At 76.1% G+C, this 16,778-nt stretch carries 12 protein-coding genes; 8 read left to right on the forward strand and 4 right to left on the reverse strand.

Annotated elements, in window-relative coordinates; translation table 11 throughout:
- Positions 1–4 precede the first annotated feature (4 nt).
- On the reverse strand, positions 5–4,864 hold the full coding sequence (locus WDZ17_RS00520; RefSeq protein WP_339573168.1) for an Ig-like domain-containing protein: 4,860 nt from the start codon (positions 4,862–4,864) through the stop codon (positions 5–7).
- A gap of 210 nt (positions 4,865–5,074) precedes the next feature.
- Between WDZ17_RS00520 and WDZ17_RS00525 the strand changes: the two genes are divergently transcribed.
- Together WDZ17_RS00525 and WDZ17_RS00530 are read left to right on the forward strand one after the other, a co-directional pair.
- Positions 5,075–6,103, forward strand: a complete 1,029-nt coding sequence (locus tag WDZ17_RS00525) for an intradiol ring-cleavage dioxygenase (protein WP_339573169.1) — start codon at positions 5,075–5,077, stop codon at positions 6,101–6,103.
- A gap of 116 nt (positions 6,104–6,219) precedes the next feature.
- The gene (locus tag WDZ17_RS00530; RefSeq protein ID WP_339573170.1) at positions 6,220–7,998 is read left to right on the forward strand and encodes a GGDEF domain-containing protein; all 1,779 of its coding nucleotides are present in this window, start codon (positions 6,220–6,222) and stop codon (positions 7,996–7,998) included.
- Between the two features lie 31 nt (positions 7,999–8,029).
- Here WDZ17_RS00530 and WDZ17_RS00535 read toward each other — a convergent pair whose 3' ends face one another.
- The gene (locus WDZ17_RS00535) at positions 8,030–8,620 is read right to left on the reverse strand and encodes a helix-turn-helix domain-containing protein (RefSeq protein ID WP_339573171.1); all 591 of its coding nucleotides are present in this window, start codon (positions 8,618–8,620) and stop codon (positions 8,030–8,032) included.
- 102 nt (positions 8,621–8,722) lie between these two features.
- Here WDZ17_RS00535 and WDZ17_RS00540 point away from each other — a divergent pair, with 102 nt between their 5' ends.
- The 4 genes from WDZ17_RS00540 (at position 8,723) to WDZ17_RS00555 (ending at position 12,588) form a co-directional block, all read left to right on the forward strand.
- A complete protein-coding gene (locus tag WDZ17_RS00540) occupies positions 8,723–9,769 on the forward strand; it encodes an NAD(P)/FAD-dependent oxidoreductase (protein ID WP_339573172.1) in 1,047 nt (348 codons plus the stop codon).
- Positions 9,766–10,503: a class I SAM-dependent methyltransferase gene (locus tag WDZ17_RS00545; RefSeq protein ID WP_339573173.1), complete on the forward strand. Its 738-nt coding sequence runs from the start codon at positions 9,766–9,768 to the stop codon at positions 10,501–10,503. The genes WDZ17_RS00540 and WDZ17_RS00545 overlap by 4 nt, the downstream gene beginning before the upstream one ends.
- A 223-nt stretch (positions 10,504–10,726) precedes the next feature.
- A complete protein-coding gene (locus tag WDZ17_RS00550; RefSeq protein ID WP_339573174.1) occupies positions 10,727–11,761 on the forward strand; it encodes an ABC transporter ATP-binding protein in 1,035 nt (344 codons plus the stop codon).
- Positions 11,758–12,588, forward strand: a complete 831-nt coding sequence (locus WDZ17_RS00555; RefSeq protein WP_339573175.1) for an ABC transporter permease — start codon at positions 11,758–11,760, stop codon at positions 12,586–12,588. The genes WDZ17_RS00550 and WDZ17_RS00555 overlap by 4 nt, the downstream gene beginning before the upstream one ends.
- 22 nt (positions 12,589–12,610) lie before the next feature.
- Here WDZ17_RS00555 and WDZ17_RS00560 read toward each other — a convergent pair whose 3' ends face one another.
- Positions 12,611–12,868, reverse strand: a complete 258-nt coding sequence (locus WDZ17_RS00560; protein ID WP_339573176.1) for a hypothetical protein — start codon at positions 12,866–12,868, stop codon at positions 12,611–12,613.
- A gap of 145 nt (positions 12,869–13,013) precedes the next feature.
- Between WDZ17_RS00560 and WDZ17_RS00565 the strand changes: the two genes are divergently transcribed.
- Positions 13,014–13,853 (forward strand): PhzF family phenazine biosynthesis protein, encoded by an 840-nt coding sequence (locus WDZ17_RS00565; RefSeq protein WP_339573177.1) that lies wholly within the window; start codon positions 13,014–13,016, stop codon positions 13,851–13,853.
- A 103-nt stretch (positions 13,854–13,956) separates the two neighbouring features.
- Here the strand turns inward: WDZ17_RS00565 and WDZ17_RS00570 are convergent, their stop codons facing one another.
- Complete coding sequence (locus tag WDZ17_RS00570) at positions 13,957–15,921, reverse strand: ABC transporter ATP-binding protein (protein ID WP_339573178.1); 1,965 nt, start codon at positions 15,919–15,921, stop codon at positions 13,957–13,959.
- On the opposite strand from WDZ17_RS00570, the gene WDZ17_RS00575 reads away from it, so the two are divergent.
- The gene (locus tag WDZ17_RS00575; protein WP_339573179.1) at positions 15,907–16,611 is read left to right on the forward strand and encodes a MarR family winged helix-turn-helix transcriptional regulator; all 705 of its coding nucleotides are present in this window, start codon (positions 15,907–15,909) and stop codon (positions 16,609–16,611) included. The genes WDZ17_RS00570 and WDZ17_RS00575 overlap by 15 nt on opposite strands.
- Positions 16,612–16,778: the final 167 nt, after the last annotated feature.

Consider the following 16,778-nt stretch of genomic DNA (forward strand, 5'->3'; position numbering starts at 1 on the left):
GCCGCTACTGCGGCCCCAGCGGGGCGTCGACGCCGTGGCCGACCTGCACCTGGGCGCCGTTGACGTCGGGCACGACGACCTGCGCCTCCCGCTGCCCCTCCCGCACGGTGACGGTGCCGTCGTCCGCGACCTCGACGACGAGCTCGGTCCCGGCCGCCGTCTCGAGCGTGGCGCCGCCCGTGGCGACCACGTCGGCCGCGGTGAGCGACTCCCCGAGGACGACGTGCTCCAGGAGCAGCTGCTCCACCACCGCGGGGCGCAGGAGCCGGACCAGGCGCTCGCCCGCCACGCGCTCCGGGGGGGTGCGGCCCGGCAGCAGCTCGTCGGCGAGGGCGAGCATCGCGTCGTCGTCCGGCAGGAACGCGGTCAGCGGCTGGTCCGGCTGCGTCAGCACGCCCACCGGCGAGTCGGGCGACCGTTCGAGCAGCGCGGAGACGGTGCCGACGAGGACGTCGTGGTCGGTGCCGTCCTCGTCCGGCTGCCCGCTGGCGGCGGTCAGCGCCTCGACGAGCGAGACGTCGGTGCCGGGCGCCGGGGGCGTCCCCGGGTCACCGGAGCCCTCGACGACCGTGACGGTCGCCACGGCCGTCGTCGTGCCCGCGCCCTCGACCCGGCCCCGCACCTGGAAGATGCCCGGCTCGTCGTAGGAGCCCTCGTCGACGTCCGCCCACGTCACGGGCAGCAGCTCGCGAGAGCCGTCGTTGTACTGCACGGCCACCTGGCCGGGCAGCTGCGGGGCGTTGCCGGCGATCGTCGTGACCTCCACGGGGTCGACGGTGTTGATCTGCCCGGGCGGCGTGGCGCGCACCCAGACCGTCGCGGTGGCGGTCAGGGCCGTTCCCTCGACGATGCCGGTCACCTCGAAGGAGCCCTCCGAGGCCACCTGGTCGGCCGTCACCTCCTGCCAGAGCACGTCGGTGCGCTGGCGGGTGCCGTCGGCGTAGACGACGTCCACCTGGTCCGGCAGGTCGGGCAGCTCGCCGACCGACGTGCGGACGTCCACCCGCTCGACCGACTCGGGCGCGTCCGCGCGCACGCGCCACTCGGACACGGCGACCGCGGAGTACGAGGAGTCGTCCTCGGCCGGCGACGCCTGCAGCACCGCCCGCAGAGCCGTCGTCGTGACGGCGGGGAAGTCGGCGGACCCGCCGTCCTCGCCCTCACCGCTCGCCAGGTCCACCCACGAGCCGTCCCCGGCGCGGTACTGGACCGTCCAGGAGTCGGGGACCGCGACGCCCTGACCCGTGCCCTGCGGGCTGTCGGACCAGAAGACCAGCTCCGAGCTGGCCGGCCGGACCGGGGTGTCCCACGTGTACTGCAGCCACTGCGACGCCGGGCGGTCCCCCGACCACGTGCCCCAGACGAGCTGCTGGTCCCCGCCGGAGGTGGGCGCCTGGCCGTCGTTGACGGCGTCGACGCTGTTCCACCCGGCCGTGTAGGACGCGCTCGGCGTGCCCGTCGCGGCCAGGTCCAGCCCGCCGGCGCTGATCTCGTCCACCTGGACGACGACGTCGGTCGAGGTGCTGCGCTCGCCGTCGGACCCCGTGAGCCGCAGCACGTACCGCCCGGGCTCGGTCACCCGGGCCCGGGTGCTCGGGGTCGACGGGTCGGCGAAGAGGGCCGTGCCGCCCGCCGGTGCCTCGACCACGGCCCACCGGGACGTCAGCTCGCCGGCGGGCAGCCCGTCGTCGCGGACGCGGCCGCGCAGGTCCACCGACCCTCCGGTCACGGCGCCCTGCGTGCGGGCGCTGACGACCGGGGCGGAGTTCTCCGCCGGGGGCGCCTCGAGGCCGGTGCTGCGGACGAGCACCTCCTTGACACCCGTCGCGAAGCCCGGGTGGTGGGCCACCACGAGCCGCACCGCCGAGGCGGTCACCGGCGGGAAGCGCAGCGTGTTGAGGTTTGCCCGGGGCGCCGCCGGCTCGGCCGCCACGCCCTGCACGGGCTGCCACCCCTCGTCCGTGCGGGCCTCGACGCGGAAGGTCTCCGGCGCGGCGTAGCCCGGTCGGGTCCCCGCCGTGCGACCGCCCTGCGGCGCGTCGGACGTCGAGGTCCGGTAGAAGTGCACGCGCACCTCGTCGAAGGTCTGCTCGCCGTCCAGCTCCACCTCGAGCGCGTCCTCGGCGTTCGGCGAGCCGACCGTGCCCCAGAAGGGCTCGTTCACGGTGCTGCCGTCGACGGCGGCCTCCGGGCTGCTCCACGGGTCCTCGGAGCTGTACGTCGCTGCCACCGGGCGGCCCTCGGCGAGGTCGGGCGCGCCGGTGCTCGCCGTGCGCACGTCGGCGCCCGCCTTGGCCATGACGTCGACGACGCGGGCGTCGTCCGCGAAGCGGACGTCCTGCGGCGCAGCCAGCTCGGCCGATGCCGCCGTCACGACGGACACGCCCTCCTCGGTCTCGACCGTCCCGGTGGCCGGGTCGTACACGGCGCGACCCAGGTCGTCGACCGTGAACGCGAGGTCGCCGTCGAGGTAGACCGAGTAGCCCTCCGGGACGTCGTCGCCGTAGGGCCGCTCCCCGTCGCCGGGCTCGTCCCAGACGACCGAGAGCTGGCGGTCGCGGTAGGGGATGCCGTCGGCCCGGAAGTACGGCCAGTCGACGTCGACCGGGTCGAGCTCCACCTTCGCGTCAGAGCGCGGGCGCAGGCCCATCGCGTCCTCGATCATCGTGAAGTTCGTGGCCCCGAGGATCGTGTGGTGGATCCACGAGCGGTAGCCGACGTCCTGCTCCTCGCCCCACGAGGTGTTCGCCGAGCCCTCGGCCCAGAACTCGTTCTGGTCGGGCAGTCGGTTGTCCCCGTCGATGTAGTGCGCCCAGGCGTTCCAGTAGAGGAGCTTCTTGTAGTCCTCGGCGCCCAGGTAGTCGGTGGGGTAGTCCCGCAGCACCGAGGACAGCATCCGGAACGTCACCGTGGAGTTGATGACGGAGAAGTTGTTGCTGCCACCGGACCCGCGCTCGGCGGCGTCCGCCTGGTTGGCCGTGTAGAAGGGGAAGATCGGGAACTCGTCGGCGTCCTGCCACAGCCGCAGGGCCTCGGTGTAGTCGTCGTCGTAGTCCTCGTCGCCCGGCTTCGGCACCAGGCCGACGGAGAAGGGGTAGTAGTTGTTGATCTCCTTCCAGTCGACGAGGAGACCGGGCCCGCCGGCCTGGCGGTGCTCCAGCAGGTCGTCCTCGGCATTCCACAGCACGTCCATGACGGAGGTCTTGACCCGCTGCGCGAGGTCGCGCATCTCACGGGCGTCGGCCGGCCGGCCGGCGACGTCGTAGGCCTCCGCGGCGGCGAGCGCGTTGGAGTACAGGTAGGCGCTCTCGGTGCGGTCCATGGTGGCCTCGCCGTGCTCGCGCGCCCAGTCGAAGGAGACCGCGTCGGCGTCGTTGCCCGTGAGGGCGCCCCAGTCGTACTCGATCAGGTCGTTGCCGTTGCCGTCGAATCGTTCGAGCAGGCCCCGCACGTCCTCCTCGCCGTAGCGCCCGAGGTTCTCCGCGACGGCCGGGGGACCTCCGTGGAGCTGGTAGGAGCGCCACGCGGCCTCGGTGATGTACTGCGTGTAGCTGTTGCTCCAGTTCGCCGGGTCGCCCGGGTTGTCGACGTACTCGCTGCTGCGGGAGACCTCTCCGGCGGAGACCCACGGCCCGTAGGAGTACGACGGGTCCTGCAGGTACTTGAGGTCGTCGATGAACATCCCCGCGGTCAGGACGATGGAGTTGTTGTAGCCGAGCACACCCTCCATCGACGTCGGGAACTGGTAGTCGTTGCCGGGGATGTCCGCGTCGAGGTAGTTGAAGCGCATCAGCCACCAGCGGTAGAAGAGCGTCTTGTCGATGCTGTCCTCGGGCGTGTCGAGGTAGGGGATCTGCTCGGCCCACCACCGGTTGTAGTCGGTGACGTGCCGGGTGTACGCCTCCTGCGGCGCCATCGCGCGGTAGGCGTCGTACTCGGGCCGCGACGCCTCGATCTCGTCGGCGACGACGCCGAGCTGGACCTTCGTGGTCGTCGCACCGTCGGCCGGGAGGGCCACGTCCCGTACGAGCGTCCCGCCGTCGACGCCGAAGCCGTCGCCGGACAGACGTGGGCGGAGCTCCGTGAGGTCCCGGGGCGCCGACAGCGCGCCGGTGAGCTCGTCGCCCTCCGCCGTGCCGGCCATGGGCGACGTCGCGACGAGGCGGACGTCGTGGGCGTCGCCGTCGTCGGCCGTCACCTCGAGGAGCGCGACGGCGACGTCCGCCTCGGTGATGAACTTGGTCTGGACGATGCGGACACCGCCGCCGACGTGGGTGCTCGTCCAGTAGCTGGGCGTCTGCTTGCGGGCCCCGACGTCCTCGGTGAGGGCGACCTGCGACCCGTCGACGAGGACGTCGACGCGGAAGAAGGAGTCGAGTCCGGTCGCGTCGGCGTAGGCGGGGTTCCCGACGAAGCCCAGCTGCCCTGGGGAGTGCGCGTACATGTACGCGGCTCGTCCGCGGCTGAAGAGCCAGTTGTTGGTGTCGCCGAAGCCGCCGTCGTCCCCGTAGCGCGCGAGCATGTCGTCGACCCAGAAGTCCTGGTCCGTCGACGTCCCCGCGCCGGCCTCGACGTCCGCCTCGAAGGCCGACCGCATCTGGTCCCCGACGACGGCGCCGCCGGGCAGCGGCGGGACGGGGTGGTCCTCGCCGCCGAAGACGGGGTAGCCGATGCCCGCGTTGGGGTGCTCGGGCTCGTCGGCGGTCGAGGAGGCCGCGGCGGTCCCCCCGGCCAGCGTCGACATCACCAGGAGCGCCGACAGGCCGAGGGGGACGGCGGCGGTGACGCGGCTCCGTCGACGGAGGGGGTGTGCACGGCGGTCCGGCGGTGCGCCGGTGGGGCGGGGGGGCTCGGAGGGGGTCACGTCGTCTCCTCGACGTCGAGGGCAGGACCGCAGGAGCGCACCACACCGGACGAAACGTCCGCAAGGGGTTTCGGACTTTCCGGGTCTGGTGGTCCGGGTGAGCGCGAGAGCGGGGCCGGTCCTGGTGGCCTCCGGGACACGGCGGGTCCCACAGCCTCGCCACAGGTCGCCCAGGGCGTCCTCCTGGACCAGACGCCGACAGTCCTCGGCATGACGCACCCGACCCCGCCCCCGCCGCGCCGCTCCTCGGAGGGCGGCACGCGGCCGCCCCTGCTGCGCCGCCTGCGCCGGCCGCCGCTCGCGCCGGCCGTGCCCACCTTCGAGGGGCGGCCGCTGCCCCGCCCGGCCGAGGACGTCGAGGACCAGGGCCTCGCCTTCGACGTGCAGACGCTGCTGCAGCGCCGCCAGGTGCTGCGCGGCCTCGGGCTGGGGGCGGTCGGCCTCGGCCTCGCCGCCTGCGGCACGACCGCCGCGAGCACCGGCAGCGGCACGACGTCGTCCTCGTCCGCCGGGGGGTCGAGCGGGGAGATCCCCGACGAGACGGCCGGGCCGTACCCGGGCGACGGGTCCAACGGCCCCGACGTCCTCGAGCAGAGCGGCGTCGTCCGCAGCGACCTCACGAGCAGCTTCGGCGGCGCCACCGGCACGGCGGCCGGGGTGCCGATGGAGCTCTCGCTGACCGTCACCGACATCGCCGGCGGCGGCGTCCCCTTCGCCGGTGCGGCCGTCTACGTCTGGCACTGCGACGCGCAGGGCCGCTACTCCCTCTACTCCGACGGCGTCACGGAGCAGAACTACCTCCGGGGCGTCCAGGTGGCCGACGACGAGGGCGTCGTGCGCTTCACGAGCATCGTCCCGGCCTGCTACGCCGGGCGGTGGCCGCACGTCCACCTCGAGGTCTACCCGGACGTCGACAGCATCACGGACGTCGGCAACGCCGTCGCGACCTCGCAGGTCGCCCTCCCGCAGGACCTCTGCGACGCCGTGTACGCCACGACCGGCTACGAGGGGTCCGCGGCGAACCTGGCGCAGGTCAGCCTCACGAGCGACGGCGTCTTCGGGGACGACGGCGGTGCGAGCCAGCTCGCCACCACCTCCGGCGACGTCGGCAGCGGGTACGCGGTGTCGCTCGCCGTCGGTGTCGACACGACGACGGAGCCGACCGGCGGCGGCATGGCGGGCGGCTCGGACGGCCCGGCCGGCGGCCGCGGCGGCCCGCCCCCCGGTGCTCCCTCGTGACCGGGGGTCGGCGCCCGGCCCCCGACGGGAGCGCGGTGCTCCGAGCGGGTGAGGAGTGCGACACCGGTTGCGCCGCAGGGGTGAGCCCGAGCGGGTGCGCTGCCGATGCTCCGCCCATGCCGCAGACCGCGACGTCGTCCGACCACGCCCCGCCGCCCCACCGGCCCGCTGCCGCGGGTGTGCCCGCGCCGCGGCGCCCGGCGGACCCGGTCACGGCGGGTGCGTGGCTGACCGCGGGCGACGACCCGGAGGTGGGCGCCCTCGTCCGCGTCGCGGCGGCGGTCGCCGGGACCCCCTTCGCCACGGTGAACCTCCTCGACGGCCGGGTGCAGTGCCAGCTCGGCTCCTCCGGCTTCGAGGGCGGGCGGTCGCCGGCGGCCGAGTCGATGTGCGCCGTCCGCCTCGCCGAGGGGCGCACCGTCCACGTACCGGACGCCCGTCGCGACCCCGACTACTCCGCCAACGCGTGGGTCGACGGCCGTCGTGGACGCGTGCGCCTGTACGCCTCCGTCCCGCTCGTGCCGCCCGGCCCGGAGGGTGGTGCCGCGGGAGCCGGGCCCGGCGGGTCGCCCGTCGGCACGCTCTGCGTCTTCGACGAGCGGCCCGGCGAGATCGGCGCGGAGGCGCTCGCCCGCCTGGAGGACCTCGCCGTCGTGCTCACGGCCCTCCTCGAGCGCCGTCGCGAGGCCCTCGTGAGCGGACGTCTCGCGGACGAGGCCGACGAGCAGCGGGAGCTCGCGGAGCTCGTCATCGGCGAGCTCGCCTCGCGCAGCGAGGAGATGGAGGAGCGCTCCGAGCTCATCGAGACGGTGCTGGCGACGATCGACGTCGGCGTCGTCGCCTGCGGGCCGGACGGCCGCCTCACGCTCTTCAACCGCGCGGCGCAGCGCTGGCACGCGCTCGACGCCGACCCGACCGTGGACCCCGAGCAGCTCGCGGGCCGCTACGACCTGTTCGAGGCGGACGGCGTGACGCCGCTCGCACCCGAGCGCGTGCCGCTGCGCCGCGCCCTCGCCGAGGGGTCCGTCGAGGACGTCGAGATCGTCATCGCACCGCAGGGGCAGCCCTCGCGCCGCGTCCTCTCGTCCGGGCGCGCGATGGCGCGCGGGGACGGCGGCGTCCTCGGCGCCGTCGTCGTCATGGCCGACGTCACGGCCGACCGCGCGGCCCGCCGGGCCCTCACCGACGCGCACCGGGCCCTCACCGACGCGCACCGGGCGCTGGCCCAGCGGCAGGACCAGCTCGAGCGCGAGGTGTCGACGCGGCGTGCCGCGCAGGACCAGCTCGGCGCCCTCAACGACGAGCTGCGCCGGCTGCTGCTCGTCGACGGGCTGACCGGGCTGGCCAACCGGCCGAGCCTCGACGAGCACCTCGAGCGCTCCTGGCGCGCGGCCCGGCGTCGCGGCGAGCCGCTGAGCGTGCTCATGGTCGACGTCGACCACTTCAAGCGCTTCAACGACACCCACGGCCACCTCGCCGGCGACGAGTGCCTGCGCCGCGTCGCGGGGCTGCTGGCCGGCGCCGTCGAGCGCGGCGGCGACCTCGTGGCCCGCTACGGCGGGGAGGAGTTCGCCGTCGTGCTGGCGGACACCGGCGCCGCGGGAGCGGCCGTCGTCGCCGAGCGGCTCGTGCGGGCGGTGCGCGAGGCGGGTCTCGAGCACGGCGGGCTGGGCCCGGGCGGGCGGGTCACCGTCAGCGTCGGCGCGGCCACCTGGCTCTCGGACGGCGGCCGTCGGCCGGACGCCGGCGTGGTCCCCGCCCTCGCGGGGCTCGCGCGGCCGCTGCCGCCGTCGGCGCTGCTCGAGCGGGCGGACGAGGCCCTCTACGCCGCCAAGGCCGCCGGGCGCGGCCGCGCCGTGCACGCCGACGACCTCGCCCCCGCGGTGGCCACCTGAGCCCCTCGTCGTCCGCCGCGCCGTGCGCCGGTCACGGCCGGCCCGCCGCCGGTCGCGCCCGCAGGTGCGCGCGCTCGCCCTGGGGACCCATGAGCGCCAGCAGCTCGCACACGTCGTCACCCGCGTTGGCCATGGCGTGCGGCGTGCGGGTGTCGAACTCGGCGGCCTCGCCGGGCACGAGCACCATGTCGTGCGGACCGAGCCGCAGCCGCAGGCGCCCGTCGAGGACGTAGAGCCACTCGTAGCCCTCGTGGCTGCGCTGCTCGTGCCCCCCGCCGTAGCCGACGGCCAGGAGGAGCTTCGTCGCCTGGATGCCCCCGGGGCGTCGCGTCAGCGGCACGAAGGTCATGCCGCCACGGACGACCGGCCTCGCGCGGACCCGCGGGTCCCCGGTCTCCGGGGCGTCGACGAGCTCGTCGAGGGGCACCTGGTGCGCGCGGGCCAGCGGCAGCAGCAGCTCCAGCGTCGGGCGCCGCCGCCCGGACTCCAGGCGGGACAGCGTGCTCACGGAGATCCCGGTCTCGGCGGCCAGGTCCGCGAGCGTCCGGTCGCGCTCTCGCCGCAGCGCGCGCAGGCGCGGGCCCACGGCGTCGAGCACGGGGGTGAGGTCGGCGTCGTCCACGCACCCATGTTGCCGTTCCGGCAAGGATCCTTGCTACCCCGAGGCGGTCCGGCGCAGTCTTCCGGCGGGCGGTCGGAGAGGCCGCGGACGTGAGGAGCGGTGATGAGGACGGACGTGGCGACGGGCGCGGGGAGCCTGCAGCAGCAGTACGACGTGGTGGTGGTCGGCGGTGGGGCGGCCGGCCTCGCGGGTGCGCTGACGACGGCGCGCGCGCTGCGCAGCACGCTGGTGGTGGACGCGGGCGAGCCCCGCAACGCCCCGGCCGAGGGGGTGCACAACTACCTCGGCCGCGAGGGGGTGCCGCCGCGCGAGCTGGCGGCGCTGGGCCGTGCCGAGGTGGAGGCGTACGGGGGCCGGGTGGTCTCCGGGACGGCGGTCTCCGCGGAGCGCCTGCGGGCGGGGGAGGGCCCGGACGACCACGAGGAAGGGCCCGGGGCCGCGCGCTTCCGCGTCGGCCTCGACGACGGCCGGTCGGTGCTGGCGCGCCGGCTGCTCGTCACGACCGGTGCGGCCGACGTGCTGCCCGACGTCCCCGGCCTCGCGGAGCGCTGGGGCACGGACCTCCTGCACTGCCCCTTCTGCCACGGCAGGGAGGTCGCCGACCGCGTCGTCGGCGTCCTCGCGACCAGCGCGGTCGGGCTCGACCAGGCGCTCCTGTGGCGGGGGTGGAGCGACCGGGTCGTCCTCCTGCAGCACACCGGGCCGGAGCCGTCCCCCGAGCAGGCCGAGCGGATGGACGCGCGGGGGGTCGAGGTGGTGACCGGCGAGGTCGTCGGCGTCGAGGTCTCGGACGACCACCTCACCGGCGTGCGGCTGGCCGACGGTCGCGTCGTCGCCCTGCAGGCGCTCGTCACCATGTCCCGCGCCGTCGCGCGCGCCGGGCTGCTCGCCGACCTCGGCCTCGCGCCGACCGACCTCGAGATGGGCGGGCTCGTGCTCGGCGAGCACGTCGTCGCCGACCCGACGGGGGCGACCGCGGTGCCCGGCGCCTGGGCGGCGGGCAACGTCACGGCGCCCATGGCGCCGGTGCTCAGCGCCGCCGCCGCGGGCATGACGGCAGGGTCGATGATCACCAAGGACCTCGTCGACGACGACACGACCGCGGCGGTCGTCGCCGCCCGGGCGGTCCGCGAGAGGGTGCCGGCATGAGCGGGCACCAGCACGGGGGGCACGGGTCCGGGGGGCACGGGCACGGGGGGCACGGGCACGGGCCGTCGGGGCAGCAGCGGGCGGCGGGCACGTCCGACGCCGGCCGCGCCGCCCTGGAGGACGAGACCCTCGGCGTCGAGGAGCGGTGGGAAGGCTTCTACGTCGGTCGCGGGCGGATCTGGAGCGGGCGGCCGAACGCGCTTCTCGTGGAGGTGGCGGGCCCGCTCGCCCCCGGCCGGGCGCTCGACCTCGGCTGCGGTGAGGGCGGGGACTCGGTGTGGCTGGCCTCCCACGGCTGGACGACGACGGCCGTCGACGTCGCCCCGACCGCGCTGGGGCGCACGCGGGAGGCGGCGGCCGCGGCGGGCGTCGAGGTGGCCACCGAGCAGCACGACCTGGAGCGGTCGCTGCCCGCGGGACCCTTCGACCTCGTCAGCGCCTTCTTCCTCCAGTCACCCGTCGAGTGGGACCGCGCCGCCGTCCTGCGCCGCGCGGCGGGGCTCCTCGCGCCGGGCGGGGTGCTGCTCCTCGTCGACCACGGCTCCGCGCCGCCGTGGAGCTGGCACGGCGACCACGACTTCCCGACGCCCGAGCAGGTGCACGCCGGGCTGGCGCTGCCGGAGGAGCAGTTCGAGGCGCTGCGGGTGGACGCCCCGACCCGCGAGGCCGTCGGCCCGCAGGGCCAGGTCGCGCAGGTCAGCGACCTCGTCGTCATGGTGCGCCGTCGCGCCTGAGCGCCTGCTCCCGGGTGTCTCCCTCCCGACGTCGGCGGCGACGTGGTGCGTGGTGGCGCCCTGTCCCGACGTCGGCGGCGACGTCGGGCGTGGTGGCGCTGCATCTCCGACGTCGGCGACGACGTCGGGTCTGGTGGCGACCTGCTGCCGACGTCGGCGACGACGTCGTGGTGGGAGGAGGCCCGGGCTGCGCAGGCCGGTGCCCGCGGCCACAGTGGGGCAGATGACCTCAGCACCTCCCACCGACCGGGACGCGGGCGCGCGGCGGCCGGACGGCGGCCCGCCCGCCGTCGAGGTCGTCGACCTCGTCAAGCGGTACCCGAAGGCCTCGTCCAACGCCGTCGACGGCATCAGCTTCGCCGTCCGCCGTGGGGAGGTCTTCGGGCTGCTGGGACCGAACGGCGCCGGCAAGACCACGACCGTGGGCGTCCTCACGACGCGCGTGCGGGCGACGAGCGGGCGCGCCGTCGTCGCCGGCGCGGACGTCGCGGCGGACCCGTCCGCCGCGCGGGCCCGTCTGGCGGTCGTCCCCCAGCGGACGAACCTCGACCAGTCGCTGACGGCCCGCCAGAACCTGCTCTTCCACGCCGCCTACCACGGCGTCGGGAAGGCGGAGCGGACCCGTCGGGCGGACGAGCTGCTCGACCGGTTCGGCCTGGCCGAGCGCGCCGACGCGAAGGTGGACAAGGTCTCCGGCGGGCAGGCGCAGCGGTTGATGATCGCGCGGGCGCTCATGCACGACCCCCAGGTGCTCTTCCTCGACGAGCCGAGCACGGGCCTGGACCCGCAGGCGCGCCTGTTCGTCTGGGACCGGGTGCGGGAGCTGCGCGACCGGGGCACGACCGTCGTCCTCACCACGCACGACATGGACGAGGCCGAGGAGCTCGCCGACCGGGTCGGCATCGTCGACCACGGCAAGGTCCTCGCGCTCGACACGCCCGCCGCCCTCGTCGCCCGGCACAGCGGCGGCGGGAGCATCGAGGTGGTGCTCACGCCGGGCGAGGGCGACGACGGCGACCTCGCCGGCCGGGTGCGCCGGGCGCTCGACGCCGTCCGAGGGGTCACCGGCACCGACGAGATGCCCGCGGACGCGCCGTCGGTGCGCGTCCGGGCGAGCGTCGACGGCGACCCCGCGTCCTCGTTGGCCCCGGTGGCCGAGGCCGTGGACTCCACCGGCGCCGTCGTCACCGACGTCCGGCTCGGCCGCCCCGACCTCGAGGACGTCTTCATCAGCCTGACCGGCAGGGAGCTGCGATGAGCACGACGGACGACGCGACCACCACGTCCGGGACGGGCGGCGCGGGCGACCGCGCCACGGGCCGGCTCACCCCCGTCCTCGCCATCCTGCGGCGGGACCTGTTCGTCACGTGGCGCGAGCTGCCGTCCTTCCTCGCCCAGGTGCTGCTGCAGCCCGTGTTCCTGCTCTTCGTCTTCGGGCAGGTGCTCGGGAGCCTCGGCTTCCTGGCCGACGGCTACGCGCAGCTGCTCTTCCCCGGGATCGTCGCGCTGACGGCCTTCCTGACGTCCCTGCAGAACACCGCCCTGCCGCTCGTCATCGACTTCTCCTTCAGCAAGGAGATCGAGGACCGGCTGCTCGCGCCGACCCCCACGACGGCCGTGGCGCTCGAGAAGATGGTCTTCGCGACCCTGCGGGCGGTCGTCGCCTCGGCGGCGATGTTCCCCCTCGGCGTGTGGATCCTCGGCGAGATCCCCTGGCGCACGGAGGGGCTCGGCTGGGTCGTGCTGCTCGTCGTCCTCGGCGCGCTCACGGGGTCCGCCGCGGGCCTGACGCTGGGCACGCTGGTGCCGCCGAGCAAGATCAACATCGTCTTCGCCCTCGTGCTCACCCCGTTGCTGTTCACGGGCGCCTCGCAGTACCCGTGGGCCTCGCTCGACGTCCTGCGCTGGTTCCAGGTCGTCACCGCCGTCAACCCGCTGACCTACGTCTCGGAGGGGCTGCGCGGCACGCTCGTCCCGGGCACCCCGCACATCCCCGTCTGGCTCTGCGCGCTCGTGCTGGTCGGCTTCCTGGCCCTGCTCACGGCGACGGGCATCCGCGGCTTCCTGCGGCGCGCGCTGGACTGACCCGCAGCGGTCGGACGGCGCGTCAGCCGTCCGTCCGCTCGTCCCACCGGCGGCCCCGTCGCCGAGCGCTCTCGCGCAGGCGCTCCAGCACGAGCTGCGGGCCGGGCGGCCACCCGCGTGCCGCGCCGGCGTCGACGACGACGTCGCCGCGGGCCAGCGCCAGCCGCAGCGCCCGCACGCACGCGGCGAGGGCGGGCCCGCTGGGGTGCTCGGGCAGGACGACACGGACCGCCCGGTCGTGCGGCGGCAGGACCCGGCTGCTGGCGGGAGACGTCGTCACGGGACCACCCCACCTCGGGCGGGGGGTCGGCGTCGTCCTCCTGGGGTCGGGAGGTGACGTCATCCCTGGGGTGGACGCCGTGGCTCGCGCGGGTCGTCCGGCCCGTCGCACCGGGGCCCGCGCCGCGCCTGGCAGGGTCGGCGGCGTGCGCCCCTTCACCCAGGTCGACGTCTTCACCGAGGAGCCCGCGCCGGGCCTCGGGAACCCGGTGGCGGTCGTCCACGACGCCGAGGGCCTCGACGACACGACGATGCAGCGCCTCGCGCGGTGGACCAACCTCTCCGAGACCACGTTCCTGCTCCCGCCGACCGATCCGGCCGCCGACTACCGGCTCCGGATCTTCACGCCGTCCCGGGAGCTGCCCTTCGCCGGGCACCCGACGCTCGGCTCCGCGCGCGCGTGGCTGGAGGCCGGTGGGGTCGCGCGGGGCGAGGGCCTCGTCCAGGAGTGCGGCGCCGGGCTCGTGCGCGTGCGGCGGGACGCGGCCTCCGGCCGTCTCGCCTTCGCCGCCCCACCGCTCGTGCGCAGCGGGCCGGTGGACGCAGACCTGCAGGCGCGGCTGCGCGCGGGGCTGCACCTGGCGGAGGAGGACGTCGTCGACGCCGCGTGGACGGACAACGGGCCCGGCTGGGTCTCGCTCCTGCTGCGCGACGCGGGCGCCGTCCTGGCCCTCGAGCCGGACCTGCCCGCGCTGACGGGCCTGGACGTCGGCGTCGCCGGCGCCTACCCGCCGGGGTCGGAGGTCGCGCTCGAGGTGCGCGCCTTCGCCGTCGTCTCCGTGGCCGCCGAGGACCCGGTGACCGGCAGCCTCAACGCCGGTCTCGCCCAGTGGCTCATGGCCACCGGCCGGGTCCCCGACGCCTACGTCGCGGCGCAGGGCACGGCGCTCGGGCGGCGCGGGCGGGTCCACGTCGAGCGGCTCGGGGACGACGTCTGGGTCGGAGGGGGCACCGTCGTCGGCGTCAGCGGCACCGTCGCGGTCTGACGCCCGCGAGGCGACCTGCAGAACTCCGTCCGGGCGGGCAGGCCGACCCGCTGACCTGCGACGACGCGGCGACGTCGGGACTTCTGCAGGTCGCCTCGCGCGGTCAGGCGGGGACGAGCGCGTCCTCGCGGCCGTCCGCCGCGACGAGGTCCGCGTAGCGGCCGCCGAGCGCGAGCAGCTCGGCGTGCGAGCCCTGCTCGACGACGCGCCCGCCGTCGAGGACGGCGATGACGTCGGCGGAGCGGACCGTCGAGAGCCGGTGGGCGATGGTGATCGTCGTGCGGCCGCGGCTCGCCTCGTCGACGGCCGCCTGGACGGCCCGCTCGGTGCGGGTGTCGAGCGCGCTCGTCGCCTCGTCGAGGACGAGCACCCGCGGGTCGCGCAGCAGGGTCCGCGCGATGGCCAGGCGCTGGCGCTCGCCGCCGGAGAAGCGGTGCCCCCGCGAGCCGACGACCGTGTCGTAGCCGTCGGGCAGGGCGACGAGCAGGTCGTGCACCTGCGCCCGGCGGGCGGCGTCCTCGACCTGGGCGTCGGTGGCTCCGGGCCGGGCCTGCCGGAGGTTCTCCCGGACCGTCGTGTGCAGCAGGTACGTCTCCTGCGAGACGACGCCGACGACCTCCGAGACGGTGGTGAGGCGCAGGTCGCGCAGGTCCACGCCGTCGAGCAGGACCCGGCCCTCGGTCGGGTCCTGGAGCCGGGGGACGAGCGAGGCGAGCGTCGACTTGCCCGACCCGGTGGCGCCGACGAGCGCCAGCGAGCCGCCGGCGGGGACGACGAGGTCGACGCCGGTCAGGGCCGGGGCCCGACCGGCCGGGGTGGCGCCGTCGGCGGACGGGTAGGTCAGGCCGACGCCCTCCAGACGGACCTCGCCGCGGACGTCGGCGGGGTCGAGGTCCACCGGGTGCGGGGGGTCGTCGACGTCGACGGGCAGGTCGAGGTACTCGAAGATCCGGCTGAACAGGGCCATGGAGGAGGTGACCTGGACGCCTACGTCGAGCAGCCCGAGCAGCGGGCGGAACAGCGCGCCCTGCAGGCCGGTGAAGGCGACGAGCGTGCCGATGGTCATGCCACTCGAGGTCACCGGCAGGCCGGCGGCGAGGTACACGGCCGCGGGGACGGCGGCGAAGACGACGCCCATGGTCGCCCAGCGCCAGCGGCCCGCGAGCTGGCTGCGGACCTCCAGGCCCACGAGGTCGGCCGACGTCTCGCGGAAACGGGCGCTCTGCGCCGGGCCCGTGCCGAGCGTGCGGCTGAGCTGGGCGCCGCTGACCGAGAGGCCCTCCTCGACCTGCGTCTGCAGGTCCGCCAGGCGGCTCTGCCGCGCGGCCGTGACGGAGCGGCGCATGACGGCGACCTGCCGCGTCAGCCACACCGACGGCGGGACGACGACGAGCGAGAGCAGCGACAGCCGCCAGGACAGCGCGGCCATGGCCACCGCCGTGCCCACGACGGTCGTGACGTTGGAGGCCAGCGACGTCGCCGTCGAGGTGACGACGGACTGCATGCCGCCGATGTCGTTGGTCAGGCGTGACTGCACCTCCCCGCCGCGGGTGCGGGTGAAGAACCCGATCGACTGGCGCTGCAGGTGGCCGAACACCGACGTCCGCAGGTCGTGCATGACGGCCTGCCCCACGGTGGTCGACAGCCACGTCTGGCCGACGCCGAGCAGCGCGGTGACGACGGCGACGCCGACCATCCCGGCGACCGCCCACCCGAGGAGGCCGAGGTCCTGCTGCGGGAGCGCGTCGTCGATGACGAGGCGGACGAGGAACGGCGTGGCCAGGGCGACGGCCGACGAGGTGACGATGAGGGCGACGACGACCGCGATCTGCGCGCGGTGGGCGGCGAACAGGCCGGCGACGCGGCGGAGCGAGACGGGGGAGTGCTGCAGCTGCGCCCGGTCGGCGGGGTCCGGGCGGCGGCCGCCACGGCCGCCGGGGCGCCCGTCCGGCCGGGACGGGCCGGCGCCGCCGGGCGCGGCGTCGCGGGTACGGGGGGTGGGGATCGACGTGGTGCCACGTCCTCTCGGGTCGGTTACGGAGGTTGCCTCACGATGAGGCTCAAGCATGCGCCGGCGCCTAGTGTTCCCGCCATGGCCGAGGACCCTCCGTCGCACCCGGCGTCCTGCCCGACGGTGACGCCGGTGCCGCCGTCCGGGGCCGCCGGGACCACGGGGGAGACCGGAGCCGCCGAGGAGGCCGGGCCTGCCGGGCGGCCCGGGACCGCCGAGCTGCCCGAGCTGCTGGTCGGCGCCGCCCGGTCGCTGCGCCGGGCGTGGGTCGGGGCGCTCGAGCCGCACGGGCTCAGCCCGCACCAGGCGCGGGCCCTGCGGGCGGTCGTCGGCCCGTGGCGCGGTGACCGGCCAGGGGCAGGGACCGGTCACGCGGGTCCGGGCGACGCGGGCACCGGGCCGGGCCGCCGGTCCGGCGGGACCGAGCAGCGGGACGGCCTGCGCGTCTCCGACCTCGCGTCGGCGCTGCGCATCGCCCCCCGGTCGGCCACGGAGGTGGTCGACGGCCTGGAGGAGCGAGGGCTCGTCGTCCGCGCGAGCGACCCGGCCGACCGCCGCGCCGTCGTCCTGCGGGCGAGCGACGCCGGGCGCGCGCTGTCCCGGGACGTGGAGGTCGCCCGCGCGCGCGGCGGCGAGGCGCTGCTCGCCCGGCTGGGCGCCGACGACCGGGTCGAGCTCGCGCGGCTGCTGCGCCTGCTCCTCGCCGACGAGGAGGCCGACCCCCGTCGCCCGGAGCCACGGCGCTGAGGGCGTGCCCGCGTCGTCGGTCGCCGTGCCGACGGCACGGCGTGAGGTACCGCTGGCGGAGGTAGCCGTCCCGCGTCGCCGTCTGCGGACGTCGAGGGCCGACACGCCGCGTGCCGCCCCTCGACGTCCGCGTCCGTCGTGCGGGCCCGGTGTGCCGCCCCTCGACG

Source organism: Pseudokineococcus basanitobsidens (assembly GCF_037482545.1).
Lineage (GTDB): Bacteria > Actinomycetota > Actinomycetes > Actinomycetales > Quadrisphaeraceae > Pseudokineococcus > Pseudokineococcus basanitobsidens.

Bases quoted from the DNA above. Each gene is read 5' to 3' on its own strand.
- WDZ17_RS00525 (WP_339573169.1), top strand. From the start codon at position 5,075: ATGACGCACCCGACCCCGCCCCCGCCGCGCCGCTCCTCGGAGGGCGGC.
- WDZ17_RS00530 (WP_339573170.1), top strand. From the start codon at position 6,220: ATGCCGCAGACCGCGACGTCGTCCGACCACGCCCCGCCGCCCCACCGG.
- WDZ17_RS00540 (WP_339573172.1), top strand. From the start codon at position 8,723: ATGAGGACGGACGTGGCGACGGGCGCGGGGAGCCTGCAGCAGCAGTAC.
- WDZ17_RS00545 (WP_339573173.1), top strand. From the start codon at position 9,766: ATGAGCGGGCACCAGCACGGGGGGCACGGGTCCGGGGGGCACGGGCAC.
- WDZ17_RS00550 (WP_339573174.1), top strand. From the start codon at position 10,727: ATGACCTCAGCACCTCCCACCGACCGGGACGCGGGCGCGCGGCGGCCG.
- WDZ17_RS00555 (WP_339573175.1), top strand. From the start codon at position 11,758: ATGAGCACGACGGACGACGCGACCACCACGTCCGGGACGGGCGGCGCG.
- WDZ17_RS00575 (WP_339573179.1), top strand. From the start codon at position 15,907: ATGAGGCTCAAGCATGCGCCGGCGCCTAGTGTTCCCGCCATGGCCGAG.
- WDZ17_RS00570 (WP_339573178.1), bottom strand. From the start codon at position 15,921: ATGCTTGAGCCTCATCGTGAGGCAACCTCCGTAACCGACCCGAGAGGA.